The sequence below is a fragment of the Thalassospira lucentensis MCCC 1A00383 = DSM 14000 genome (assembly GCF_000421265.1).
Lineage (GTDB): Bacteria > Pseudomonadota > Alphaproteobacteria > Rhodospirillales > Thalassospiraceae > Thalassospira > Thalassospira lucentensis.
Map to the genome: position 1 here is coordinate 167,414 of NZ_ATWN01000006.1, position 24,342 is coordinate 191,755.

The following is a 24,342-nucleotide window of genomic DNA, read 5'->3' on the forward strand; positions in this document are numbered from 1 at the left end:
CTTGAAACACTTCAAAAATAAGGGCTTTTGGCTCTGGCCCTTAAGGTGCATTCATGTCAGGCTGCTAAACTCCACTGACAGTCAAAATCTGCACACACCACCATCAAGGGGGCCTTTATGAGTGACCAACGTCAGGAAGACCAAAAGAACCCGAGCTTCATTACAAATATGCATAAGCTGATTCTTTTTGGCTCAGGCACCTTGCTGCTGGGAACTTTGCTGTTGATGGTGACGTTTCAGGCCGCAATTGAAATGATGATGTATGGCCGTTCGGCGGGCAGCTTTGTGGTTGTCATTGGCACAGCCGTCGCCATCGGCCTGCTTGTTGCCGGCTCGACCATCATTTCGAAATGGGTCTCACGCAAAGTGCAGGCGATCCTCGAAGAATAAACTGTCCAGTTGATCCCCTCCGGTAGCCCGGTGCATGGATCAGGGTCAGACCACATCGACCTTTAAGAAGTCGGCAAGCACACCAACAATCATTGCATGATCCTCGGCGGAGGCCAGCCCCGATACCGTAATCGCCCCGATTACACCAACACCGGAAACCCGGATCGGGAAGCTGCCGCCGTGATCGGCATACTCAGCGAAATCAAGGCCATGATCGGCAAGCGTTTTACCCTTGGTTTGCAAGGTCACGCCAAACCGCATCGAACTTTCATGTTCGCGTAAGGTCACATTGCTTTTACGCCGTGCCCAGCCGTCATTTGCCGGTTTGGCACCGGGAAGGGATGCGTGAAACAGGGTGCGGTCCGGGGTGCGGATATTGATGGCAACCGGTGCGTTTTGCGCCTGAGCCACCCCCACCAGTTTGGAACCGATTGCCCATGCTGTGTCTTCGTCAAAGCGGTCAAACACCAGTGCTTCTTCCTGTTTGATCAGACGGTCAAGCTCCATGGGTCGGCTCCTGCGATATGTGTTGCGGTTGGATCATCCATAGCGCAGCGAAGGTACTTCTGAAAACAGCAAAGAAAAAAGGCTCCAACCCCAATGGGATGCAGCCTTTGTTTTGATATCGAAACTTCGGCAATCGCCTATTTATCGTCGCCCATCTTAAGCGCATTGATAAAGGCCGACTGTGGAATTTCCACCTTGCCGAACTGACGCATCTTTTTCTTACCGGCCTTCTGCTTTTCCAGAAGTTTACGTTTACGCGACACGTCACCGCCGTAACATTTTGCCGTCACGTCTTTGCGCATTGCCGATACGGTTTCACGGGCAATCACCCGCCCGCCAATGGCGGCCTGAATGGCGACCTTGAACATCTGGCGCGGAATAAGGTCCTTAAGACGTTTGCAAATCTCGCGACCGCGATATTCAGCCGCCGAACGGTGAACCATCAATGCCAGCGCATCAACCGGATCTTCGTTGACCAAGATGGATACCTTAACCAGATCGCTTTCGTCATAGCCTGCAATTTCGTAATCGAAGCTGGCATAGCCACGCGAAATCGATTTCAGACGGTCATAGAAATCAAACACCACTTCATTGAGCGGCAATTTATAGACCACCATTGCGCGGTTCCCGACATAGGTCAGGTCGAGCTGAACACCACGGCGTTCGGTACACAATGTCAAAATCCCGCCAAGATAATCGTCTGGCACCATGATCGATGCCTTGATCCATGGTTCTTCGATCTTGGCGATCTTGGTGACATCGGGGAAATCTGCCGGATTGTGCAGCAGGATTTCTTCGCCCTTGCTCATGGTGATCTTATAGGACACCGACGGTGCGGTCGTGATCAGATCAAGCTCGAACTCGCGTTCAAGACGTTCCTGAATGATCTCAAGATGCAGCAGACCAAGGAAACCACAGCGGAAACCAAGACCAAGGGCGGTCGAGTTTTCCGGCTCGAACTGGAACGATGCGTCATTGAGATGCAGCTTTTCAAGCGCATCACGCAGGGTTTCATATTCGCTGGTATCGACCGGGAAAATGCCACAGAACACAACCGGAATGGACGGTTTGAAACCGGCCAGCGGTTTGGCGCACGGGCGTTTGTCTTCGGTTATGGTGTCACCGACTTCGCATTCGGCAACAGTTTTCATACCGCAGTTGATAAAGCCGACTTCGCCCGGCCCCATTTCTTCGAGCGCGATCGGTTTTGGCGTAAACACCCCGACACGGTCAATGGTGTGGGTGACCTTGGCGTTCATGAAACGGACCTTCTGGCCGCGCTTAAGCGTACCTTCCTTGACCCGCACCAAAATCATCACACCGAGATAGGCGTCATACCAGCTATCAACCAGCAAAACTTCAAGCGGTGCCGTCGCGTCCCCGGTCGGGGATGGAAGACGGGTTACCAGTGCTTCAAGCACGTCTGGCACACCAAGGCCGGTTTTGGCCGAAATCATCACTGCATCGCTGGCATCGATGCCAATCACTTCTTCGATCTGTTCTTTGACACGGTCGGGTTCTGCCGCAGGCAGATCAACCTTGTTCAGAACCGGAACGATTTCATGATTGTTTTCAATTGCCTGATAAACGTTGGCCAGCGTCTGGGCTTCGACACCCTGTGCGGCATCCACCACCAGAAGTGATCCTTCGCAGGCGGCAAGAGAGCGCGACACTTCATAGGCAAAATCGACGTGACCGGGCGTATCCATCAGGTTGAGGGTATATTCAACCCCATCCTTGGCGGTGTATTTCAAACGCACGGCCTGTGATTTGATGGTGATGCCACGTTCACGTTCGATATCCATCGAATCGAGAACCTGCTCAGCCATTTCACGGTCGGTCAGGCCGCCGGTCAACTGGATCAGACGGTCGGCCAGGGTCGATTTACCATGGTCGATATGTGCGATGATCGAAAAATTACGAATATGCTTAAGGTCGGTCATATGGCTGCTTCTGGCACTAAAGTTGGCTCGCATTCGGCCAAGGGGCAAAACAATATCGAAACGCTGTGATTGTCGTTGTCTGACTGTTGCGAAACCCGTCACACGCAAGGTTCAGCCGAAAGCATCCATCCCGGTCTGCACACCATGTTCTGGCAGCGACGCTGGGATGAAACACATCGTCTAAACGATGTGACACTTACAGGAAAACCCGCCATATGTGATCCGCAAAGCAGTCAGGAAATTGAACAAACAATTCCCCCGATCAATCACCAGCGGGTTTATAGGGGTTTTTGCCTGCAAATAGAAGCGTTGTGTTGCAAATGCCCACCAGTGTTTTGCAATGCCATCACGACCGAAGACCACCTCGATCCACCTGCCATTGCGTCAAAGGTGCCACCGCACTCATCAAATCCCTGTTTGCAGACGCAATTTCTTTGTCGTTACATAAGATTTAGACCATCTACGCGCTTTTCAACCGCAGAAAAAGAACATAGGTTTTAGTCAGAGCTCACCCCATCTAACAAGGATGAGCCGAAACAGTCCGAGTGGGAACGCCTGCCAACATGTTCATGACCTCAATCGAGCAAACCCTGTCTCGTCGCAGCTTGGCAAAGCTGCGCAAAAGGCTGGCGCTCTTGACCATGACCGGCGTGTTTGTCCTGCTGTTTTCGTTCTTCTTCATACAGAAAACACTGTATGACAGCGCCGTTGACCAAGCCAGCAGCCAACTTGAAGCAACTGCATATCGTTTGGGGTTGATGCTGTTACAAAACAGCACAGTCGATCTGCAAAAGATCGTTGATGATAATTCAGACATCACAGTCGGATTGCTCAATGGGAAGCTTGATCAGGTTAGTGGGTATATCCCGCCACACCTGATTGGCGATCTGGCGGAATACATTGTCAATCAACCTGCAGATCGCGATTCATTGCTGTGCGTCCATGGGCAACAGGTCATGATTCTGGCCTATAGCAAGCTGCCTGATCTTGATCGGATCCTGGTTGCCTATACCCCACGATCAAAACTGATGGAAAACTGGCGCCAGGCCATCATTTTGCACGCGCTTTTGTTTGTCATGGCCATGACCATCCTGTGCGGATTGGCGATCTGGCTGTGGCAACGCCTTAAGCGCCAGCATTTGCGCGCCGCCCATTTGGCCGAACATTTCAGCGAGACGGAAAATACCCTGTCGGAATGTGGCTGTGCGGTCATAAGTTGGCCGGTCGATACTGCTGATGGGAAATTAGTCACACAAATGAACTGGCCCGAAATTCTTGGCCCGTCGAATGAAAACATCAAACCGCTGCTAACCGAATTCCTTGACCGGTTAACGCCATCCTCAATGGCAAGACTGCGGGGACCGCTGATTGACAATGTCTGGCCGGATGCGCGGATTGGCGCGATGGTCGATATTCGCATTGATGCCAACAACACCCAGCGTTTTTATCTTATGGCGCATAGGTACCTTGAGAACGAACGTGATTTCATTTCTGTTCTATTGCTTGAAACCGCGGCACAGCAGGAACTTTGCAATCCGTTCGAGACCTATTTGCGTCACACACCCGAACCGTCGATTGCAGTTGATACTGATGGAATTTTGCACGGGTTTAGTCCGGCGTTCGAAGAACTGGTTGGGACACGTCTGTATAATCTGATCGGCCAGCCATTTTTCAAACTGTTCGAGCCCGAAGACCAGCAAATCGCCCTGGCCTCATCACGCGCCCTTACCGAAAAGCGTGATTCGGGTGATACAAAGCAGATCCTGCGCCTCAGGGATCGCAACGACAATATCCGCTGGCTTTCGTGGCATGCCATCGGGCCCTTTGACGGCATGACCTTTAGCAGCGCGCGCGATGTCACCGAGTTTGTGGAAAATGCCAACAAACTGCGCGACACCCTTGATCAGCTTAAACGCAGCAACGAGGACCTCGAACAGTTTGCCTATGTTGCATCACATGACTTGCAACAACCGTTACGCATGGTCGCAAGCTATACCCAGCTTTTGAAAAAACGCTATGCCGGGACGCTCGATCAGGAGGCCGACGAATATATCGACTATGCGGTCGATGGTGCCAAACGCATGCACAAGCTGATCAGCCACCTTCTGGAATACGCCAAAACCGGCACCAATGAAGATTTCAGCACAGTTGACTGCAATCAGGTCCTCAACGAAGCACAGGCAGACCTTAAAACAATCATCAGTCAGGAACATGCCACCATAACCCATAACGAACTGCCCAGCCTGATGGGTGACCGCATTGGTCTTTCGCGGCTGTTCCAGAACCTTGTGTCAAACGCGATCAAGTACCGGCGTCCGGGCGTCCCGCCCCATATTGACATTACGGTTGAACCCGATACGCCGTCGGGTGATTTCTGGCGTTTCTCGGTGCGTGACAACGGCATTGGCATTCACCCCGAACATGCCCAGCGTATTTTCCGTCTGTTCCAGCGCCTGCATAAGGACGAGTTTTCCGGAACCGGGCTTGGCCTGTCGCTATGTCGGAAAATTGTCGAACAGCACGGCGGGAAAATCTGGCTTGATACCACCCGCCCGATCAGTGATCCGGGCGCCACATTCATCTTTACACTCCGTGCCAGCCGGTCTGAATAAGAGCGGCTAAAACCCGGCATCAAATGGCAAGCATATTGCTTGGTGTGTAGGTATAGGCGTGACGCAGGGAAAAAGCTGCCTCGCTCTGGCACCAAGGGAGTTACGGAAAACATGATCATAAGCTTTGCCCGCAACCGTCGTTCGATCCTGACATCTGTCGCAATGCTGGGGCTACTTACGCTTGCTTCCTGTGGCTCGGACATGCGTACCATGAATAACAACCACATGCAGACCCTTGCCAACTTCTTTGCCCAGCACGAGCCGGGGGAGCCGTTGCCACGTGGATGGCGGCGTTTGGATGGCAGGGAAATCAACTACCGTTTTGCAAACGAAACATATGCCATCTATTCGATTGACGAGGATGAGCAGCTTTTGGTTTTGCATCTTTATGACAATGGTGTCGGGCGCCTTGATGCCGATGACGATCGCGAACAATGCACATGGAACAGCATGGCCGATCAGCTCAGCATCGAATGCGATGACACCGATATGGAATGGCACATCTTTAGCAACGGGCCCGAGCTGGTCGCACTTGACCTCGACGAGGAAGAATATGCCATCCTGCGTAAGCGTCCCGGTCGGTAAATTTATCCCGGCCTTTTCGCGGTCGCCACACTTTGCACGCCCGATAAAAAAAACGGGCCGCCAGAAAGCGACCCGTTTTTAAATGTTTTAGTGTCTTTGGCGCCCAACTAGGCCCGCAAAGATCCGCCGGTTGCTTTTTCGACAGCCGCGACAACGTTTTTGCTGACCGTATCAATTTCTTCTTCGGTCAATGTTGCCTTGGTCGGCTGTAACGTAATCGAAAATGCCAATGATTTCTTGCCATCTTCGATGCCTTTTCCGGCATAAAGATCAAAGATCGTCACATCGACAATCAGGTTCCGATCTGCACTGCGCGCGGCCTTAATGATGGCTTCGGCCTTCACATCGCTATTAAGCAAGAAGGCAAAGTCACGCTCAACCGACTGGAAGCTTGATGCATTAAGCGCCGGACGGGCCGTACCTTTTTTCTTTGGCATCGGCACGTTTTCAACAAACAGCTCAAACGCCACGACGCGACCTTTAACACCAAGCGCCTTAAGCACTTTGGGATGCAGCTCACCGAAATACCCAAGAACGTTTTTCGGACCCAGCTGCAAGGCGGCTGACCGTCCCGGATGATACCAGCTTGGCGCACCATCGGTATTTACCTGCACGTTGGCCGCATTGGTCCCAAGGGACTCAAGCAGCGCTTCTGCATCGGCCTTAACGTCAAACACATCAACGTCACGGCGCGAGCCGGTCCAGCTGCGTGCTGTGGTCGCACCAGAACGAAGACCCGCCGCCACAAGACGCTGATCGCCCGGCTGATCGCCAAAGAATTCCGGCCCAACTTCAAACAAAGCCAGATCAGCAAACCCACGCGCGTGGTTCCGCCCCGCGGCTGCGATCATGTTGATCAGCGCATTAGGCCGCATCACATCAAGGTCGGAACTGATCGGATTGGCCAAATACAGGCCGTCTTTAAGCTCACCAAACAGCTTTGCCCAACGCGAGTCGGTAAAGGCCCATGTCACGGTTTCATACAAACCGCGTGACGCCAGAACACGACGGGTCAGACCAACACGTTTTTGCATCGGCGACAGGGCCGGTACCGGCAGGCTGGTTTCACGTTCCAACGCAACAGTCGGGATCTTGTCATAACCGACAATTCGCAGGACTTCCTCGACCAGATCAGCTTCGCCAATCACGTCTGGACGCCACGTCGGTGCGACGGCGGAAATGACCGGGCCCGAACCACTGACCTCAAAACCAAGCGATGTCAGGATTCCAACAACACGATCAGCCTCAACCGCAACACCGCCAAGCTCACGAATGCGATCAATACGCAGATCAAAGCTGTTGCGCGGGTTTGGCACCTCACCAGCTTTGACAACGTTCGAAACTTCACCACCACAGATTTCTGTAATCAAATGGGTGGCGACTTCCATGCCCCAAGCAATCGATTGCGGATCAACGCCACGTTCGAAACGATAGCGCGCATCGGAATTGATCTGAAGCTTACGGCCGGTCTTGGCAACGCTGATCGGATCAAACAGGGCGCATTCGACAAACACGTTTACTGTGTCTTCAAGGCACCCGGTTTCTTCGCCGCCAATGATGCCTCCAATGCCAAGTGCCTTTGCCGTGTCGGCAATGACCACCATGCTGTCAGAAAGCTGGTATTCCTTGTTATCAAGGGCCGCGATTTTTTCACCATCAGTCGCATAGCGCACATTGATGTCACCCGACAGTTTATCGGCATCAAACACATGCAACGGACGGCCCAGATCGTGGGTTACCAGATTGGTGATATCAACAAGGGCCGAAATCGGGCGCAGACCGATGGCCTCCAGACGGGCTTTGAGCCAATCCGGGCTTTGAGCATTTTTCACGCCACGGATATAGCGACCATAAAATGCCGGAACCGCATTATTCGATGCAATGTCGTCACTGATCGTGACACCAACCGGGCTGTCGAATGTACCGGTGACCGCTTCCTGACGCGGATCGGTTTTCAACGTCCCGATACCGGCTGCGGCCAGATCACGTGCAATACCACGCACACCGGTGCAATCGGGGCGGTTCGGGGTCAGGCCGATTTCAAAAATCGTATCATCGGCACCCAAGATACCCGCAACGGGTGCGCCAATTGGCGCATCATCGGGCAGCTCGATAATACCGTCATGATCGTCACCAAGGCACAGCTCACGGGTTGAGCACATCATCCCCTGGCTTTCGACACCGCGAATTTTGCCCGGTTTCAGCTTGGAACCATCAATCGGAATGATCGCACCGGGCTGAGCCAAGGCAACCTTGATGCCTGTGCGCGCGTTTGGTGCACCACAAACGACCTGAATGATTTTCTCGCCGGTATTGACCCGGCAAAGTTTCAAACGGTCTGCATCCGGATGCTGTCCGGCTTCTTCGATATGGGCAACACGAATGTCGGCAAGGGCTGCTGCACGATCGGTAAGCCCTTCGATCTCAAGACCAATATCAGTCAGTTTTTCGGCAATCACCGCAACTGACGCATCGGTATCAAGGTGCTGTTTTAGCCAATCAAGTGTGAATTTCATAATCTCAGCCCCTTACCATGTTCGGTACATCCAGCGGCACGAAACCATAATGTTTCAGCCAGCGCAGATCGGTATCGAAGAAGGTACGAAGATCGGGAATGCCGTATTTCAGCATGGCAATACGTTCAATCCCCATGCCAAAGGCAAAGCCCTGATATTCTTCCGGGTCAAGACCACAGGCCGACAGAACCCGCGGATGCACCATGCCGCAACCAAGAATTTCCAGCCAGTCGTCGCCTTCACCAATCTTGAGCTCCCCGCCTTTGCGCGAACAGCCGATATCCATTTCGGCACTCGGCTCGGTGAACGGGAAGAAGCTTGGACGGTAGCGCACCGGCACATCATCAAGTTCGAAATAGGTTTTCACAAACTCAAGCAGACAGCCCTTGAGATGCCCCATGTGCGTTTTTTTGTCGATCACCAGACCTTCGACCTGATGGAACATCGGCGTATGGGTCATATCGCTATCGGAACGATATGTGCGCCCCGGTGCGATAATGCGGATCGGCGGGGTTTTGTTCTGCATGGTTCTGATCTGCACAGGCGATGTATGGGTCCGCAGCACAAGGCGCGACCCGTCTTCGCGTTCAGGCAGATAGAAAGTGTCCTGCATTTCACGCGCGGGATGTTCCGGCGGAATGTTAAGGGCGGTAAAGTTATGGAAATCGTCTTCGACGTCCGGCCCTTCGGCCAGTGCAAAGCCCATCTCGCCAAAGATCGAGACAATTTCGTCAATCGTCTGGCTGATCGGGTGAATACGGCCTGCCGTTTCATCAGGACGTGACGACAGGGTAACGTCGATCCGCTCACCCGACAGGCGCGCCTCAAGGGCGGCATCTTCAAGGGCCGTTTTGCGGGTATCGATTGCGCCTGCAACCTGGTCTTTGACCGCGTTCAGCGTCTGACCAAATTCACGACGTTGATCGGGGTCCATCTTGCCAAGGTTTTTCATCAGGCCGGTAATACGGCCTTTCTTGCCAAGGGCGCTGATGCGGACATCTTCAAGTACAGCCAGATCGGCCGCATTTTCGACTTCCGCCAGAACCTCTTCGCGCAATGCTTCGATGTTTTCCATAACTTCCGACGCTTTGGCTTGGGTTTCAAAAACAAAAAGAACTTAAAATAAGAAAGGGGACGGCCAATATGGCCGCCCCCGATCAAATCAGGCAAGTGCCTATATAAACCTTATTACAAAGGTTTATTAGCCGAGTGCAGCCTGCGCCTGTGTAACCAGAGCTTTGAAAGCTTCAGGTTCACGCACTGCGATGTCAGCAAGCACCTTGCGGTCCAGTTCAACGCCAGCCTTCTTAAGGCCGTTCATGAACTGCGAATAGCTCAGACCGTTTTCACGTGCACCGGCGTTGATACGCTGGATCCAGAGTGAACGGAACTGGCGTTTCTTAACGCGACGATCACGGTATGCATACTGCAAACCTTTTTCCACAGCCTGAACGGCAGTACGGAAAGTATTCTTGCGGCGGCCTCGGTAACCCTTGGCAGCATTAATAACCTTGCGGTGACGGGCGTGTGAAGACACGCCCCCTTTTACACGAGCCATTTAACTCTCCTTAACCTTAACCGTACGGCAGGAATTTTTTGACAATGCGGGCATCGGCGTCACAGAGAATCTCTGTACCACGCGACTGGCGCTTCATCTTGGTAGGTTTTGCAGTCAGCAGGTGGCGCTTGTTTGCCACGTTGCGACGCACTTTTCCGCTTGCAGTCAGGCTAAAGCGTTTTTTAGCACTCGCTTTGGTCTTCATCTTGGGCATTTTTCTATCCTTGCATATGCAATGAAAACGAAATCCCCTACGGCGGCTGGGCATGCCCTGAAAGTTCATAACAAACTTTCCAGCCTCACCACCTGTTTCGGGGACGGGTGGTTATAGACTCAGCATTTGCCTTTTTCAAGGACCAATTCGCCCCTTTGCCCTTGCTTTTTGCGGCTCTGCCCCGCCATTGTGCATTCGACAGATCAAATAAACCCGCCCAGTTTCATTCTCTCGCCTCTATATCACAGGTCGCATGGCACAAATTACATCTATCATCCTGCCCTTTTTCAGCCTGATTGCCCTTGGCTGGATTGGCGGAAAGACCAAGATCGTCTCAAGCGAAGGTATGCGCGGCATCAATGGCTTTGTTTTTTACTTTGCCTTGCCTGCCCTTTTGTTTCGTGCCCTTGCCAGCCGGACACCATCAGAGATTTGGCAGCCCGACATTTTGCTTGCTTACGGCGGGGCAACGCTTCTGGTTTATGGCGCGACACGGCTTATTGCAAAACGTGTCTTCAAACTCGACCCCGCCTGCCAGACGCTTTTTTCCTTTGGCAGCACCATGCCCAATGTCGGTTTCATGGGCTTACCCCTGATCATTGGGTTGCTTGGAACGCAGGCGACTGTTCCCCTGATTGTCGCCCTGTCGTTTGATCTGATTTTCATGTTGCCACTTTCGCTGTTCCTGCTTGAAACAGCGAAACATGCCGATGGCACAAACCCATTGGGCAAAATCCTGCGCGGGACGTTGCTTAATCCGGTTGTCATCGCGATTCTGACCGGCGTTGCGGCCAGCATTCTTGACCTTCGTTGGCCAGATGGTGTGGATTATCTGCTGGAACTTCTGGGACGCAGTGCCGGGCCAGCGGCATTATTTGCCATTGGTGTCGCACTTTTCGGCCGTCCGATTGCCGAAAACCGTGCCGAGCTTGCCGTCATGAGCATTGCCAAACTGGTTGCCCATCCCGTGGCCGTCTTCATTGCATTTTATAGTCTGGGAACCGTTTCCGGGCTGGAGGCACAGGCTGTTTTACTGCTTGCAGGCTTACCAACGGCGGGGAATGTTTTTGTCATTGCGACAACCTATGACCGCTATATCGTTAGAAGCTCGTCAATTGTTCTGGTGACCACAGCCGTCGGCGTTATCAGCTTTTCGGTCCTGACATTATATATTGATCCGCTGATCGCAGCCCTTCGACCGCTTGTCCCATAGATACACTTCACCATCGGCTTAGACCGACAGGGCTGGCATTCAAACGCAATGCGTGAAGGTGCAGGTTACAGGTGAACCATCAAACCGCAGTTTTGATGTTATGGGCGCGGCCGATCCATTTTTCGACTCGTGTCATCAGCTTTTCGCGATTGACCGGCTTAAGGACAAAATCGTTGCCCCCGGCTGCAACACCGCCGCGCAGGTCTTCTTCACTCTGACGAGCTGTGACATAAATGATCGCGCAGGCAAGATTGGGGAAATGGGTCCGCACATTAAGTGCGGTTTCAAACCCGTTCATGTCGGGCATCATGATATCCAGAAGAATGATGCGCGGCCTTGCCGACTTCAGGAGTTTTAAAAGGTCCTTGCCAGAGGAAACCCCCTGAAACTGATAACCGCCGCTTTCGACGATTCGTTTCAGAAGAACCAGACTTTTCGGGTCGTCATCAACACCAACGATCAGAAGATCATTTACGGCTGGCATGGCATTCCCTCTTTGGCTTGGACCTCTTTGGGCAGAACGGCAAAACGCCGCGTCTTAACGCGGCGCCAGTACCATAATCATAACACGACCTTCCATCTTCGGCATCATTTCCGGCTTGGAAAGATCTTCAAGATCCCCCGAAAAGCGCTGGAGCATGCCAAGACCAAGATCCTGGTGGGCCATTTCACGTCCGCGGAAGCGCAACGTAACTTTCACCTTATCACCACCGCCAAGAAACTTCTGCGCGGCACGCAGTTTGACGTTGTAGTCATGGATATCGATGTTCGGACGGAGTTTGATCTCCTTGACTTCGATAACCTTCTGTTTCTTTTTGGCTTCGTTCTGCTTTTTGCTTTGTTCGTATTTGAACTTGCCGTAGTCGATCAACTTGCACACTGGCGGTTCGGCATTCGGAGCGACTTCGACAAGGTCGAGTCCAACTTCTGCTGCCTTTTCAACGCCTTCACGCACCGTCATCGGATCCGACATATTGCCTTCAGCGTCGACAACACAGATCAAACGGGCTTTAATATCCTCATTGACGCGCGGACCATCCTTGGTCGGCTGCATCGGTTTGCGTGGTCGTGCTATGGATAATCTCCTATGGTAATCAAACAAATCGGTCAGAAAGAGTAATATGGAAAACCGCGTTTCTATGAAACCGCGTTTTTCACTAGACCTGCACTAGCATATCCCGGTGCGCTCAGAAAGCAATGTTTTTAGGCAAGTCAAAACCTTTCAAAGCGCCAATTTCCGCGCTTTTGAATTAACGGTGTGCTTATTGTGCCATTACCGGTTTTTTATTCGTCCAAATCAAGACGACGGCGCACTTCTTCCATCACACGATTAACGGTTAATTCCCGCAAGTCACTTTCGCGAACGGTGCTAACGGCATTTGCGCCAATTCCGCGCGGTGCACTTAATTTTGGATCCGATTCGCGCGAAAACAGGACAATGGATGGCGCCCCTGCGGCGGCGGCAATATGCATCGGCCCCGTATCATTGCCGATAGCCAAAACCGACCGCGCACCAAGCGATGCTATATCAAGAAATCCGGTCCGCCCCATCAGATTGCGGGCCTTGGGGCACATGGCATCAATCTTGCCCAGGACGTCGCTTTCCTTCTCGGTTCCGATCAGAACCGGCGTTAAACGATAATCAGCAAGTTTCTTGGCCAAAAGCCCAAACCGTTCTGCGGGCCACCGCTTTGCCGGACGATGCGGTGCGCCCCCCGGACAAATCAGAACGAACGGACTGCGAATGCCAAAACGATCCAGATCAATGTCAGGTCCGGCAAGAACGGGAACAGGAACCTTCGAAATACCTGCATATTCAAGCTGGTCAAAAATTCGATCGAGCGCATGCATGCTATCGCGTTCGGGATTTGCATGCGGGTGTGAACATCCACGTGCGATTCCGGACCACTCGGGCTTTGGGCTTGGCCAGAACAATTTGTAATAGAACCCGGACCGGTCCGAGGTTTGCAAATCATAAACGCGGTCAAAATTACCGTTGCGCAGAAAACGGCGCAGAGCAAAAACTTCGCGCAGATTGGTCAATTTTGGGCGGCGGTCGATGGCAATCGCATCAAAAAATCCACTGGCTTTCATCAGATCGACAAACGGCCGTGTGGTCAGAACCGTGATATGCGCATCAGGATGGGCAGCACGGATCGCCGCAAACGGCCCCATTGCCAGGATAACATCACCCAGTGCAGAAAGCTTGATCACCAGAATACGCTTGCCCGTTGCCGACGCATCCGTCGCCAGTTCTTTACCGGCTGTTGTAACAACCGGATCAACTGGCATACTCATGATATCGTCGTTCATGCTGCATTCCTGTGAACGCGCTTAAGCGCCTTGGCATAAACGCCAAGTGTCTGTTCGGCCATCTGTTCAAGCGAGTAATGATCGATCACATGCTGACGCCCCTTGGCCGCAAGGGTCGCGCGTTTTTCCGGCGTCATACTCAGAACCTGAACAAGTGCGCGTGAAAGCTGTTCGACTTCATTGGGCGTAACAAGCCACCCGGTTTCGCCCGGAAGAACCGTTTCCATCGCCCCACCGTGCGCGGTGGAAATAACTGGACGTCCCATTGCCTGTGCCTCGGACGGAATACGACCAAACGCTTCGGGTTCAATCGACGGGCAGGCAACGACATCGGCCAACATATAGGCCGCAGGCATATCGGCACAATGGTCGACAATATGCACGACATCTTCAAGCCCAAGCTTATTCGTAACCTGCAGCACTTCGTCGCGGTAACCGGTTCGGCCCTGATCTGATCCAACAATCAGACACCGTACACGGCGATGCCCAAGGGCCTCAAGAACCGCCGGCAAGGCACGGATGAGGAAACCATGCCCCTTCCAGCGCGTGATTCGGCCCGGCAGCATAATCACATATTCTTCACCGTTCAGACGCCACAGGTTCGACAGTGCGATAAGCCGTTCCTGACTGACATTTTCAGGGTTAAAAAGATCGACATTTGTTCCGCGTGGAACAATGTTCAAGCGATCTGGTTCAACCTTGTAATACTTGTTGATGTGGTTGGCGATGTGCTGGGAAATCGCAATAACCTGATCCCCCATCGTCATGATCGCGTTATAGCGGCGCTTGAACGGATTTTTATACCCGGAATACGTCCCGTGGAACGTCGTCACAAACGGAATTCCGGCCTTGCGCGCTGCAAAATAGGCACTCCAGGCCGGTGCACGCGAACGAGCATGGATGATATCCACACCTTCGTCCGAAATAAGCTTAACCAGTGCGTCGATATTCTTGCGCATGGTCAGGATGTTTTTTGACTTCAGCGGTAAATTGATATGCTTGGCCCCAAAGCGGTCCAGTTCGCGCTCAAGCCGTCCCCCCTGGGATGCGACAAGCGCCTTGCCGCCACCGTCCACAATCGCGCGCGCAATATCAACGGTTCCACGCTCGACCCCACCGGCATCAAGCTCTGGCAAAACCTGTAAAATTACGGCAGGACGATAGTCCCCGCCTTGCGCTCGGGGCTCTGATCGATAGACTGCTTCAGTCATTACTTCTGACGCGCTCATGCAACTCCAACCACCAACATCCAAGGACTCCGCCCCGGATGACACATGACATGCCCACACCGCAGCTTGAAAAACCCCAATATCTCAACCGGCCCGATGGATTAAAAATCGCATACCATCACACGCCCGGCAAGCAATCTGACACTCAAGCCGCCAATTCCCGGACTTTAAAGATGCCGGGTGTTATGTTCCTTGGCGGTTTCATGTCAGACATGACCGGTACAAAAGCAACGCACCTTGAGGAGCATTGCATCCGGCAGGGGCTGGGTTATACCCGCTTTGACTATGGCGGTCACGGACAATCGTCAGGCAAATTTGCCGATGGCACAATCGGCCAATGGGCGGCGGATGCCATTGCCGTTCTTGATGAAATTACCACCGGACCACAAATTCTTGTCGGGTCATCGATGGGCGGCTGGATCATGTTATTGGTCGCCCTTGCCCGGCCAGAACGGGTTGCCGGACTTGTGGGGATCGCGGCCGCACCTGACTTTACCGAAGACCTGATGTGGGCACAGTTTAGCGAAGATCAGAAAAAATCGATTATGGAAGACGGCGCCTTGATCGAACCCACTGACTATGGCGACGATCCCTATACCATCACACGCAATCTGATTGAGGATGGCCGCGACCAGCTCGTTTTGCGTAAACCGCTGGAAATCAAATGCCCGGTGCGTCTGGTTCAAGGCATGCAGGACCCCGATGTACCGTGGCAAACCGCCCTTCGCCTGACCGAAGCACTGGTAACCGACGATGTCCGCATTGATCTGATCAAGACCGGCGATCATCGATTGTCCGAACCGGATCAGCTCGACGTCATTACCAAACATCTCGATGAAATTTTAGCAAAGGCGAAAGGATAATCCAACCGCCTTTGCCATCGCCAAGTGTCAGGCGAGGACGACTTGGTTGTCCTCGACCTTAACCGCAACCGGTTCAAGCACATCGCCTGTGCAGGGACCAGAAACACATTCACCGTCTTGGATGCGAAACCGTGCACCATGGGTCGAACAGATGATTTCATCACCAAAGTCGCTGATGAACTCATCAGGTTCCATATCAAGGGGCACGCCAACATGCGGGCAGCTGTTCACATAGCCAAAAACATCCGCACCACTGCGCACGACGAAAATGCCCGTCCCGCCAAGATTAACACCCTTGGCACCTGTCGCATCAAGATCTGTTAGCGCGCACAAAACTGTGCCTGCTTCGGGCAAGTCGCTCATGGCGCGACACCACCCATTTCACAAATCGCCACCCAGGACGCATCATCAATCGGCATGACCGACAAGCGAGATTGTTTGAGCAAGGAAAGGTCGGCAAACCGTGGATCAGCCTTGATATCGGCAAGGGTCACCGGTGATTTCAGCGGCTTGACCGTTTTGAAATCAACCTGAACAAATTTGCCCTTCGCATCCGTCGGATCAGGGTAAAATTCCCGCACCACTTCAACGATGCCAACAATGCGTTTCTCATTCACTGAATGATAGAAAAACGCCTTGTCGCCAACCTTCATGGTACGGAGATTCTTGGCCGCCTGATGGTTGCGCACACCATCCCACCCCTCGACATCCTTCTTGACCTGATCGTCCCACGACCAGCTTCCCGGTTCGGTTTTGATCAGCCAATACGCCATGGATCAGAAGACCTTTTTAAACGGACGGATCACAACAGATTCAAAAAGACCGGCCTTGGCATATGGATCATTGGCGGCAAATTCGCGCGCATCTTCAATCGCATCAAACTCGATGATAAAGACCGAACCATTCATGCCTTCCATATCAGGATCAAGGGTCGGGCCCGCCGCAACAATACGCTCGGCAAAACCGCCTTTGATATAGGCCAGATGGTCATCACGGTTGGCTTTACGCACGTGAAGGTGACCGGGTTTATCAACACAACGGATATAGAAATGCATGGACGGGTTCCTGCTTCTTTATGGGTTCAATACCCGTAAAGTGACAGAAGGTTGCCCCATTCTCAAGCTGAACCAATCGCCAATGACCTGCTTGTGGTCAGTACGTGCGAAAAGTCTACTGCGCTGTCTCAAGCTCATCACGGAAAGGACGCTGCAAAAGCCCATTGATCGTGCTGCGCAGATCGCGGCCATGATTGGCAACCTGATCAACTGCCGTGCAAATCGGCATTTCGACCTGATATTTCATCGCAACTGCGGTAATTGAGGCCGCTGTATAAACGCCTTCAGTCACCGAACGGCGTTCGCCCAGAATATCAGCAGACTTTCGCCCCTGTCCAAGGGCAACACCAAACGTGTAATTGCGTGATAATGTCCCAGTACAGGTCAGGGTCAAATCCCCAAGCCCGGCAAGGCCCAGCATGGTTTCAACCCGCCCGCCCATGGCAACCGCAAGCCGTGACATTTCAGCAATGCCACGCGTAATCAAGGCCGCCCGCGCATTATCGCCAAGTTCAAGCCCGGCAACCACGCCGCTTGCAATCGCCAGAACGTTTTTGATCGCACCCGCCACTTCAACACCGGCAACATCCGTGCTGAAATAGGGGCGAAATTCCGGCGTGCCAATCAGTTCGACAAGGCGCTTGCCCAAACCACGATCTTCGCAAGCAAGAGTAATGGCCGCAGGCAACCCGGTGGCAACTTCCTTGGCAAAGGTTGGTCCTGAAAGAACCGCAACCGGCACATTGCCCAGCGTTTCAGTCACAACCTGCGCCATCAATGCCCCGGTTTCCTTTTCGATCCCCTTGCAGCAAATCACAGCCGGAAGGTTATCGGTCCAATGGGCCGCAAGCTTGGTCAGGGTTTCGCGCAAATGCTGGGCCGGTGTCACCAATAAAACCGCATCCGCATCGCGCAACCCGTCATAGGCCGTGGTTGCCCGCAATGCGCCGGGCAACGACACACCGGGCAGATAAAGATCATTTTCGCCATTGGCGTTGATCTGCTCGGCCAGATCGGGATTGCGCAAAATCAGTTCAACATCCGCACCCGCACGGACGGCCTGTATGGCCAGTGCCGTTCCCCAGGCGCCGCCACCGATAACTGTAATGCGCTTTTTCATGATCTGTTTTCCGGGCAAAATATGAGGTCGTTTTTAATCGAATCGATTTATGCCTTAACCCCGGCGCCCGGGCGCTTGGGCGCTTGGGGGTCCAGCGGCCAGCGCGGGCGTGGCTTGAAATCAAGATCATCACGTTCGCCCAGACGGAACCGTTCCAGCCCGGCCCATGCAATCATGGCGGCATTATCGGTACAAAGATCAAGGGGTGGCGCAACCAGCTTCATGCCGGCCTGATCGGTAAGCTCGACCAACCGTCCACGCAGATATTTATTCGCCGCAACCCCGCCTGCCAGAACAAGCGTGTTACCCGCCGGATAATCTTGCATGAATTGAAACACAGCGTTGCGCGCCCGATCAATCAGGGTATCGCCCACCGCACGTTGAAAGGATGCCGCAAGGTCGGCTTTGACGTCCTCGGTTTGCTGTTCAACCGGGAAACCATCCATGTAATTGCGAACCGCCGTCTTAAGCCCGGAGAATGAAAAATCACACCCCGGACGGCCGCGCAAGGGACGCGGCAGGCCAAACCGGTTCGGGTTGCCCTTTTCCGCAATTTTTTCAAGCGCCGGACCACCGGGGTAGCCAAGCCCCATCATCTTGGCGGTCTTATCAAAGGCTTCGCCGACCGCATCGTCAATCGTCGTGCCAATCCGTTTATAACGCCCGACACCCTCGACAATCAGCACCTGACAATGACCGCCTGATACCAGCAGCAATAAATAGGGAAAGGCAACATCGTCGGTCAACCGCACAGTCAGCGCATGACCTTCAAGATGATTAACCGCCATGAACGGCTTTTGTGCGGCAAAGGCGATGGCCTTGGCGGTCATGGTCCCGACCATCACCCCGCCAATCAGGCCCGGTCCGCCTGTACAGGCCACCGCATCAAGATCATCAAAATCAACCCCGGCATCATCCATCGCCTCGGCGACAAGCCGATCAAGATGCTCAAGATGCGCGCGTGCTGCAATTTCGGGCACCACGCCGCCATAGGGGCGATGATCATCAAGCTGGGATAAAACGCGGTTGGACAAAATTTCGCGCTTGTCATTAACAACAGCAGCGGCCGTTTCATCACAGCTTGTTTCGATACCAAGTACGATCATGCTTTTGATCCGGTCAGGGGTGCGCCGAAACCCTCGGCTTTGGGATGACAATACTACGCTTGGGGATGATGTAGCGGAAACTTTACCTGCTTTCCACCCCCGACGGGCGCATTTGCCATATGCAGTTATCGCGTTTCAGGTCTATTTTGACAGTCTCAGGGGCTTGTTTCGCCGCCCATTTACCCAAGCCTCGCAAAACTATCGAAACTCTCTCTAGGCCGACATACGTCAATGAAATCGCATTTTCTGACACTATAATAGCAACGTCAGACCAATCGATTTTTACCAAGACGCAGACCGCCGCACCCCTTGTTTTCAAACAACTTTAAGACTAAAACTCCTGTCATGACAGATACAGCAAAACTTCGCATTGGCACCCGTGGTTCACCCTTGGCATTGGCACAGGCCCACGAGGTCCGTGATAAACTGGCCGCCGCCCATCCCGAACTTGCCAGTGAAGGTGCGATCGCCATCACGGTCATTACGACAACCGGCGACAAAATCCTGGATCGCGCATTGTCGGAAATCGGCGGCAAGGGACTGTTTACCAAGGAAATCGATGATGCCCTGATGGGGGGTGACATTGATCTTGCTGTCCACAGCATGAAAGACGTTCCGACAGTCCTGCCTGATGGCATGATCCTGCCGACGATTTTACCGCGTGAAGATGTGCGTGATGCATTTATTTCGCTGAAATATAAAAGCTTTGCCGAAATGCCTGCCGGTTCCGTGATCGGATCGGCGTCGCTGCGCCGTCAGGCCATGATCCTGAACAAATATCCCGATCTTAAGGTCATCACATTCCGCGGCAATGTGCAGACCCGGCTTCGCAAACTTGGCGAAGAACAGGTCGATGCGACCTTGCTGGCGATGGCTGGTTTGAACCGTCTGGGCCAACCCGAAATTGCCACCGCCCCGATTGCCGAAGACGATATGCTGCCCGCAGTTGCCCAAGGGGCAATTGGCATCACCATCCGCGAGGATGACACACAGGCCAAAGACTGGATATCCGCCCTTCATTGCGAAAAGTCGGCGATCCGTGTGGCCGGCGAACGCGCAGCCCTGTTCGCGCTTGATGGCTCCTGCCGCACCCCGATTGCCGCCCTTGCCGAGTATCATGAGGATGGCAGCATGCGGTTGCGGGTTTCAATCGTGCGCCCGGATGGCAGCGAACGGCTTGATACCGAACGCCATATTGCAAAGCCAGACATGGCAACCGCATCTGCCGCGGGAAAAGATGCCGGGGAAGAGCTTAAACAACGCGGTGGTCCGGACTTTATTTCGGCCTGACTCGCAACATAACGGGACAGAAAATGGGACCACTGGTTTTAAACACCCGGCCCAAAACCGATTCCGCCGATCTTGAAGCATCCCTTCAAACGCGCGGCTACCGGGTTCTGTCTGCACCGATGTTGGAAATTGAGTTTCCAGCACAAACCAGGCCTTTTGACCCGACCCCGTATCAGGCCCTCATTTTTACATCCGCCAACGGGCTGCGGGCCTTTGCCCGTCTGTCACAGGATCGCTACCAAACGGCTTTGTGTGTTGGCGATGCCACTGCCCGTCTGGCCGCCGATATGGGGTTTAACCGGATCGAAAGTGCCAATGGCGATATCCACGACCTCGCCGCGTTGATCCGGGAACGGATTAGTCCCGCAATGGGCCCGCTTTTCCATCCCGCAGCGCGCAAGACGGCAGGTGATCTGGGCGAAATCCTGCGTGACGGCGGGTATCAGATTGACCGCCAAATCGTCTATACCGCCCACGCCAGCCAGACCCTGCCACAACAGATTTTAGATGCCATCACTGCGCATCATATTGATGCAGTTTTATTTTTCTCTCCCCGCACAGCCGAAACCTTTGTTAAGCTGGTCAAAAGCTACAAGCTGGAAGGGGAACTGACAGATACCTGTGCAATTTGTCTCAGTCCGGCAGTGCAATTGCGAACTGCCGACCTTACATGGCAAAGAACGTACGTTGCATCAAAGCCAACACAGGAATACCTTCTTTCTATACTAGATCAGTCATTTTCCAGCGTGTAACTGCGCTATGGAACAACCGCAAACTGCAATGGTCCGATCGTGAAAAAACCAGAAACGCCAAAATCAGACGCTTCCGCAAAACCGGTCGACACCCAGAAATCGACCGAGACCATCTCTGTCGATAGTAGTGGCAATGCCAGTTCGGATGCGAAACCCGCATCAAAGCCAACGACGGCCCAGACAGACACCCAGACAGGCACAAAGTCCGACACACAATCTGGTGCAAAACCCGATACGGCAAAATCGCCCTCCCAGCCGGGATCAAAGCCGACAGACAAACCTGGCGCAACATCATCGGCAACGGCCAAACCGGAAATAAAACCGGCATCGGCCCATCGCAACAGCCAATCCAGTGACAAAAGCAGCAAAACCGATGGTCCCGCACCAGAACGCAAAGGTTCCGGCGGCAAGGCGCTTTTGCTGTTTGTGATCATCATTGTCGGTGCCATTGCCGCTGGCTGGTTGACCCGTGCGATCTGGTGGCGCGATGCAGAGCCGGTTTTGAGCCAATATGTCCCGACGGTTATTCTTGATGAAATAACCCCTGAAGGGTTCAAGGATGACGGTGCAATCACAGCAACCAATGCACCAAGTCAGCCGGAAATGCCTGATCAGAACGATCAGAACGATCAGAACAATACCATCCCGGCCCCGGATGAAGACGCAACCATGGCCGAAAAAGACGATGGCATGGTCATTGAAGAAGACAGTCTTCCCGCGGTTGACGGTGATACAAATAGCGTTTCAAGCGCATCACCCCTGCCGGATGGATCGGTTGTTGTTGATCCGGAACTGACCGAACGCCTTTCGCGGCTTGAAGGCACAATTGATGCGTTGCGCGAACGCCTTAACAGCGAACGCGGCGGCACGTTGAACAACACAGTTGCCCGCCGTATGGCGGAAATTGAAACCCGCACTGCCCCCATCGAAGAACTAGCCCGCGTCGAAAGCGAACTTGCCGGTGTCGCCAACGAAATGCGTGAAATGTCGGCACGCCTGTCAACCATGGAAGAAGAAGTCCGCGCAACCGCTGGCCTTCGGGTTGAAAGCCGCGGACAGGCAATTGCCATGGCTGTCACCATCCTGCGTGATGCTTTGCAGCGCGGTGGGCCATTTATCATCGCCCTAAATCAGCTTGAACGCAGCAGCGGCGATGACCCCCTTATTGCTGAACAGATTACCACCCTGAAACCGCTTGCCGATCAGGGGGCACCGACCATCGAAAAACTGCGTCAGTCCTTCCCGGTCATGGCACAGGAAGCCGTTCAGGCCGCCACCGATGATCATTCGGGCAGCGTGCTTGATGCGACGTGGGCCAACATTAAAAAACTGATCCCGATCCGCCGTGTCGATGCGGCAGGCGAGGAATCACTTGAAGGGCGTCTGGTAACGGCTGAAAACGCGCTTGAGCATGACGACCTAGATGCCGCCATTGCCGCCCTTCAGGGTGTTGAAGGTGACCATGCATCGGTCGCGGTTGCCGACTGGTTGGCGGCTGCGGAAAATCGTCAAATTCTCAACAGCGCCATCGCATCCCTTAGTGCGCATGCGATTGATCTTCTGACCGGGTCGGAGGATAGCCAATGATCCGCCTGCTGACCTTTATCCTGATTACGGCCGTCTTGGTGGGCTGCACTGTCTGGTTTGCCGATAATCCCGGCAGAATGACGGTGGTCTGGCTTGGCTATCGCTTTGACGGATCGATTGGCATGGTCGCCTTGGCCCTTTTGGCCCTGACGGCCATATGTGTTCTGATCTGGCGTGGCTGGACCATCATTGCCAATTCACCGGGCTGGGTCGGTCGTCTGCTCGGCAGTCGCCGGCGCAAAAAAGGCCAGCAGGCCCTGACCATGGGGTTGTTGGAACTGGCATCGGGCGATGTGCGTCAGGCCCTTAAACATACCCGTGCGGTGGATCGTTATCTTGAAGACGATACACTGACACGGCTGTTGACCGCACAGGCAGCGGAACTTGACGGCAACAACGATGCGGCCAAGCGCCAGTTTGAAGCCATGCTGGAAAAACCAGACTCGGCGTTCTTTGGCCTGCGCGGCTTGCTGCAATTATCACTTAAGACCAACGACCGCGAAGACGCCCTTGATTACGCCGAACGTGCGCACCGTTTACGCCCGCGCAATCCGGCGGTGATTGTCACATTGTTCGACTTGCTGCTGACATCCAAACGGTGGGACCGCGCGCTTAGCCTTTTGGTTGATGCGCAAAAGGCCGAGGTTTTTGGTGAAAAGGAACTGACACGTCGTCGTGCACTTCTGATTACCGCCAAGGCCGAAGACGCCATCGCGTCAGGTGAAAATGCCGAAGCTATCAAACTCCTGCGTAAGGCATTGAACTCGGCAGATGACTTTACCGGTGCGGCTGTTTTGCTGGCCGGGCTTTATCGTGACCTGAAACAGGAAGCCAAAGCCCGCGACGTTATCCTGCACAGCTGGCGCACAACGCCATCTGCCGCCCTTAGCGCGATCTATCTTGATACGCTGACCGGTGATCCGCTGGCACAGGTCAAATCAGTTGAAAAACTGGCTGCCACCAACCCGGACCATGTCGAAAGCCAGATTATTCTGGCCGAGGCCGCCCTTCTGGCCGATTTGTGGGGCATGGCGCGCAGCAACCTTGAAAAGGCCATGACCCGTAAGACCGAAGCCCGCCATTACCGTTTGCTGGCCGATCTGGAATTGCGTGAAAAGCAGGATGGTGCGAAGGCCCGCGACCTTCTGGTTAAGGCAAGCCACGCCAATCCGGACCCCGATTGGCGCTGTGGGGCCTGTGGGACTGAAACGGATCGCTGGGTGGTATCCTGCCCGTCCTGTCATTCGTTTGGCAGTGTTGAATGGCGGAGCCCCCTTCGCGTGCATCAGGCGCCGACATCAACCGCGCCCGATGCAGGCAATCCGCCGTCAAAGGACGCCGCAAAAGACCCGGTTGCCATTGGACAGAATGCCACCATCATTGATCACAGCAACGATGATGACGGCAACGGCAACAGTGCCAACAACCCGCAAGAAGGCAATCAACCTGCCCTTTAAGACGTCCAATTGGTCAATTTAGCCTAAGCAAA

The 24,342-nt window shown here is 53.7% G+C and carries 24 protein-coding genes; 9 read left to right on the top strand and 15 right to left on the bottom strand.

The window, feature by feature from the left end; genetic code table 11:
* The first annotated feature begins 117 nt into the window (after nucleotides 1–117).
* On the top strand, nucleotides 118–390 hold the full coding sequence (locus K355_RS0113750; RefSeq protein ID WP_022732729.1) for a hypothetical protein: 273 nt from the start codon (nucleotides 118–120) through the stop codon (nucleotides 388–390).
* A gap of 45 nt (nucleotides 391–435) precedes the next feature.
* Here K355_RS0113750 and K355_RS0113755 read toward each other — a convergent pair whose 3' ends face one another.
* Complete coding sequence (locus tag K355_RS0113755) at nucleotides 436–897, bottom strand: heme-degrading domain-containing protein (protein ID WP_022732730.1); 462 nt, start codon at nucleotides 895–897, stop codon at nucleotides 436–438.
* 137 nt (nucleotides 898–1,034) lie between these two features.
* A complete protein-coding gene (gene lepA, locus K355_RS0113760; RefSeq protein ID WP_022732731.1) occupies nucleotides 1,035–2,840 on the bottom strand; it encodes a translation elongation factor 4 in 1,806 nt (601 codons plus the stop codon).
* 563 nt (nucleotides 2,841–3,403) lie between these two features.
* Between lepA and K355_RS0113765 the strand changes: the two genes are divergently transcribed.
* Both K355_RS0113765 and K355_RS0113770 read left to right on the top strand, forming a co-directional pair.
* Entirely contained in the window at nucleotides 3,404–5,452 is a 2,049-nt protein-coding gene (locus K355_RS0113765) for a sensor histidine kinase (RefSeq protein ID WP_022732732.1), read from the top strand.
* Nucleotides 5,453–5,563: 111 nt separating this feature from the next.
* Nucleotides 5,564–6,037, top strand: coding sequence for a hypothetical protein (locus K355_RS0113770; protein WP_033368882.1), 474 nt, complete (start codon nucleotides 5,564–5,566; stop codon nucleotides 6,035–6,037).
* A 107-nt stretch (nucleotides 6,038–6,144) separates the two neighbouring features.
* Here K355_RS0113770 and pheT read toward each other — a convergent pair whose 3' ends face one another.
* From pheT to rpmI, 4 genes are all read right to left on the bottom strand, one after another.
* Nucleotides 6,145–8,553, bottom strand: a complete 2,409-nt coding sequence (pheT, locus tag K355_RS0113775) for a phenylalanine--tRNA ligase subunit beta (protein WP_022732734.1) — start codon at nucleotides 8,551–8,553, stop codon at nucleotides 6,145–6,147.
* A gap of 4 nt (nucleotides 8,554–8,557) precedes the next feature.
* Nucleotides 8,558–9,628: a phenylalanine--tRNA ligase subunit alpha gene (gene pheS, locus K355_RS0113780; protein ID WP_022732735.1), complete on the bottom strand. Its 1,071-nt coding sequence runs from the start codon at nucleotides 9,626–9,628 to the stop codon at nucleotides 8,558–8,560.
* Nucleotides 9,629–9,754: 126 nt separating this feature from the next.
* Nucleotides 9,755–10,111, bottom strand: a complete 357-nt coding sequence (gene rplT, locus K355_RS0113785) for a 50S ribosomal protein L20 (protein ID WP_022732736.1) — start codon at nucleotides 10,109–10,111, stop codon at nucleotides 9,755–9,757.
* 16 nt (nucleotides 10,112–10,127) lie between these two features.
* The gene (rpmI, locus tag K355_RS0113790) at nucleotides 10,128–10,325 is read right to left on the bottom strand and encodes a 50S ribosomal protein L35 (protein WP_022732737.1); all 198 of its coding nucleotides are present in this window, start codon (nucleotides 10,323–10,325) and stop codon (nucleotides 10,128–10,130) included.
* A gap of 253 nt (nucleotides 10,326–10,578) precedes the next feature.
* Between rpmI and K355_RS0113795 the strand changes: the two genes are divergently transcribed.
* Nucleotides 10,579–11,538, top strand: coding sequence for an AEC family transporter (locus tag K355_RS0113795; RefSeq protein ID WP_022732738.1), 960 nt, complete (start codon nucleotides 10,579–10,581; stop codon nucleotides 11,536–11,538).
* Nucleotides 11,539–11,617: 79 nt separating this feature from the next.
* Here K355_RS0113795 and K355_RS0113800 read toward each other — a convergent pair whose 3' ends face one another.
* The 4 genes from K355_RS0113800 to K355_RS0113815 form a co-directional block, all read right to left on the bottom strand.
* Entirely contained in the window at nucleotides 11,618–12,022 is a 405-nt protein-coding gene (locus K355_RS0113800) for a response regulator (protein ID WP_022732739.1), read from the bottom strand.
* A gap of 54 nt (nucleotides 12,023–12,076) precedes the next feature.
* Complete coding sequence (gene infC / locus K355_RS0113805; RefSeq protein ID WP_022732740.1) at nucleotides 12,077–12,592, bottom strand: translation initiation factor IF-3; 516 nt, start codon at nucleotides 12,590–12,592, stop codon at nucleotides 12,077–12,079.
* A gap of 230 nt (nucleotides 12,593–12,822) precedes the next feature.
* Complete coding sequence (locus K355_RS0113810; RefSeq protein ID WP_022732741.1) at nucleotides 12,823–13,851, bottom strand: glycosyltransferase family 9 protein; 1,029 nt, start codon at nucleotides 13,849–13,851, stop codon at nucleotides 12,823–12,825.
* Nucleotides 13,848–15,080 (bottom strand): glycosyltransferase family 4 protein, encoded by a 1,233-nt coding sequence (locus K355_RS0113815; RefSeq protein ID WP_028791605.1) that lies wholly within the window; start codon nucleotides 15,078–15,080, stop codon nucleotides 13,848–13,850. Before K355_RS0113815 ends, K355_RS0113810 begins: the two co-directional genes overlap by 4 nt.
* 50 nt (nucleotides 15,081–15,130) lie before the next feature.
* Here K355_RS0113815 and K355_RS0113820 point away from each other — a divergent pair, with 50 nt between their 5' ends.
* Complete coding sequence (locus K355_RS0113820; protein WP_022732743.1) at nucleotides 15,131–15,943, top strand: alpha/beta hydrolase; 813 nt, start codon at nucleotides 15,131–15,133, stop codon at nucleotides 15,941–15,943.
* A 27-nt stretch (nucleotides 15,944–15,970) separates the two neighbouring features.
* Here the strand turns inward: K355_RS0113820 and K355_RS0113825 are convergent, their stop codons facing one another.
* The 5 genes from K355_RS0113825 to tsaD form a co-directional block, all read right to left on the bottom strand.
* On the bottom strand, nucleotides 15,971–16,306 hold the full coding sequence (locus K355_RS0113825; RefSeq protein ID WP_022732744.1) for a Rieske (2Fe-2S) protein: 336 nt from the start codon (nucleotides 16,304–16,306) through the stop codon (nucleotides 15,971–15,973).
* Nucleotides 16,303–16,716 carry an EVE domain-containing protein gene (locus K355_RS0113830; RefSeq protein WP_022732745.1) on the bottom strand — a complete coding sequence of 138 codons (414 nt, stop codon included), beginning with the start codon at nucleotides 16,714–16,716 and terminating at the stop codon, nucleotides 16,303–16,305. The genes K355_RS0113825 and K355_RS0113830 overlap by 4 nt, the downstream gene beginning before the upstream one ends.
* Before the next feature lie 3 nt (nucleotides 16,717–16,719).
* A complete protein-coding gene (locus tag K355_RS0113835; protein WP_022732746.1) occupies nucleotides 16,720–16,998 on the bottom strand; it encodes a YciI family protein in 279 nt (92 codons plus the stop codon).
* Nucleotides 16,999–17,113: 115 nt separating this feature from the next.
* The gene (locus K355_RS0113840; RefSeq protein WP_022732747.1) at nucleotides 17,114–18,118 is read right to left on the bottom strand and encodes an NAD(P)H-dependent glycerol-3-phosphate dehydrogenase; all 1,005 of its coding nucleotides are present in this window, start codon (nucleotides 18,116–18,118) and stop codon (nucleotides 17,114–17,116) included.
* Nucleotides 18,119–18,165: 47 nt separating this feature from the next.
* Nucleotides 18,166–19,224, bottom strand: coding sequence for a tRNA (adenosine(37)-N6)-threonylcarbamoyltransferase complex transferase subunit TsaD (tsaD, locus tag K355_RS0113845; RefSeq protein WP_022732748.1), 1,059 nt, complete (start codon nucleotides 19,222–19,224; stop codon nucleotides 18,166–18,168).
* A gap of 345 nt (nucleotides 19,225–19,569) precedes the next feature.
* On the opposite strand from tsaD, the gene hemC reads away from it, so the two are divergent.
* From hemC to K355_RS0113865, 4 genes are read left to right on the top strand one after another with little or no spacing between them, the layout of a single operon-like run.
* Complete coding sequence (hemC, locus tag K355_RS0113850) at nucleotides 19,570–20,514, top strand: hydroxymethylbilane synthase (protein WP_022732749.1); 945 nt, start codon at nucleotides 19,570–19,572, stop codon at nucleotides 20,512–20,514.
* Nucleotides 20,515–20,537: 23 nt separating this feature from the next.
* Nucleotides 20,538–21,266, top strand: a complete 729-nt coding sequence (locus K355_RS0113855; RefSeq protein ID WP_022732750.1) for a uroporphyrinogen-III synthase — start codon at nucleotides 20,538–20,540, stop codon at nucleotides 21,264–21,266.
* Nucleotides 21,267–21,305: 39 nt separating this feature from the next.
* Nucleotides 21,306–22,853, top strand: a complete 1,548-nt coding sequence (locus tag K355_RS0113860) for a COG4223 family protein (RefSeq protein WP_022732751.1) — start codon at nucleotides 21,306–21,308, stop codon at nucleotides 22,851–22,853.
* Nucleotides 22,850–24,310, top strand: coding sequence for a heme biosynthesis protein HemY (locus tag K355_RS0113865; RefSeq protein ID WP_022732752.1), 1,461 nt, complete (start codon nucleotides 22,850–22,852; stop codon nucleotides 24,308–24,310). Before K355_RS0113860 ends, K355_RS0113865 begins: the two co-directional genes overlap by 4 nt.
* Nucleotides 24,311–24,342: the final 32 nt, after the last annotated feature.

Coding starts and splice junctions, on each gene's coding strand:
- K355_RS0113750 (WP_022732729.1), top strand. CDS start 118: ATGAGTGACCAACGTCAGGAAGACCAAAAGAACCCGAGCTTCATTACA.
- K355_RS0113755 (WP_022732730.1), bottom strand. CDS start 897: ATGGAGCTTGACCGTCTGATCAAACAGGAAGAAGCACTGGTGTTTGAC.
- lepA (WP_022732731.1), bottom strand. CDS start 2,840: ATGACCGACCTTAAGCATATTCGTAATTTTTCGATCATCGCACATATC.
- K355_RS0113765 (WP_022732732.1), top strand. CDS start 3,404: ATGTTCATGACCTCAATCGAGCAAACCCTGTCTCGTCGCAGCTTGGCA.
- K355_RS0113770 (WP_033368882.1), top strand. CDS start 5,564: ATGATCATAAGCTTTGCCCGCAACCGTCGTTCGATCCTGACATCTGTC.
- pheT (WP_022732734.1), bottom strand. CDS start 8,553: ATGAAATTCACACTTGATTGGCTAAAACAGCACCTTGATACCGATGCG.
- pheS (WP_022732735.1), bottom strand. CDS start 9,628: ATGGAAAACATCGAAGCATTGCGCGAAGAGGTTCTGGCGGAAGTCGAA.
- rplT (WP_022732736.1), bottom strand. CDS start 10,111: ATGGCTCGTGTAAAAGGGGGCGTGTCTTCACACGCCCGTCACCGCAAG.
- rpmI (WP_022732737.1), bottom strand. CDS start 10,325: ATGCCCAAGATGAAGACCAAAGCGAGTGCTAAAAAACGCTTTAGCCTG.
- K355_RS0113795 (WP_022732738.1), top strand. CDS start 10,579: ATGGCACAAATTACATCTATCATCCTGCCCTTTTTCAGCCTGATTGCC.
- K355_RS0113800 (WP_022732739.1), bottom strand. CDS start 12,022: ATGCCAGCCGTAAATGATCTTCTGATCGTTGGTGTTGATGACGACCCG.
- infC (WP_022732740.1), bottom strand. CDS start 12,592: ATGCAGCCGACCAAGGATGGTCCGCGCGTCAATGAGGATATTAAAGCC.
- K355_RS0113810 (WP_022732741.1), bottom strand. CDS start 13,851: ATGAACGACGATATCATGAGTATGCCAGTTGATCCGGTTGTTACAACA.
- K355_RS0113815 (WP_028791605.1), bottom strand. CDS start 15,080: ATGAGCGCGTCAGAAGTAATGACTGAAGCAGTCTATCGATCAGAGCCC.
- K355_RS0113820 (WP_022732743.1), top strand. CDS start 15,131: ATGCCCACACCGCAGCTTGAAAAACCCCAATATCTCAACCGGCCCGAT.
- K355_RS0113825 (WP_022732744.1), bottom strand. CDS start 16,306: ATGAGCGACTTGCCCGAAGCAGGCACAGTTTTGTGCGCGCTAACAGAT.
- K355_RS0113830 (WP_022732745.1), bottom strand. CDS start 16,716: ATGGCGTATTGGCTGATCAAAACCGAACCGGGAAGCTGGTCGTGGGAC.
- K355_RS0113835 (WP_022732746.1), bottom strand. CDS start 16,998: ATGCATTTCTATATCCGTTGTGTTGATAAACCCGGTCACCTTCACGTG.
- K355_RS0113840 (WP_022732747.1), bottom strand. CDS start 18,118: ATGAAAAAGCGCATTACAGTTATCGGTGGCGGCGCCTGGGGAACGGCA.
- tsaD (WP_022732748.1), bottom strand. CDS start 19,224: ATGATCGTACTTGGTATCGAAACAAGCTGTGATGAAACGGCCGCTGCT.
- hemC (WP_022732749.1), top strand. CDS start 19,570: ATGACAGATACAGCAAAACTTCGCATTGGCACCCGTGGTTCACCCTTG.
- K355_RS0113855 (WP_022732750.1), top strand. CDS start 20,538: ATGGGACCACTGGTTTTAAACACCCGGCCCAAAACCGATTCCGCCGAT.
- K355_RS0113865 (WP_022732752.1), top strand. CDS start 22,850: ATGATCCGCCTGCTGACCTTTATCCTGATTACGGCCGTCTTGGTGGGC.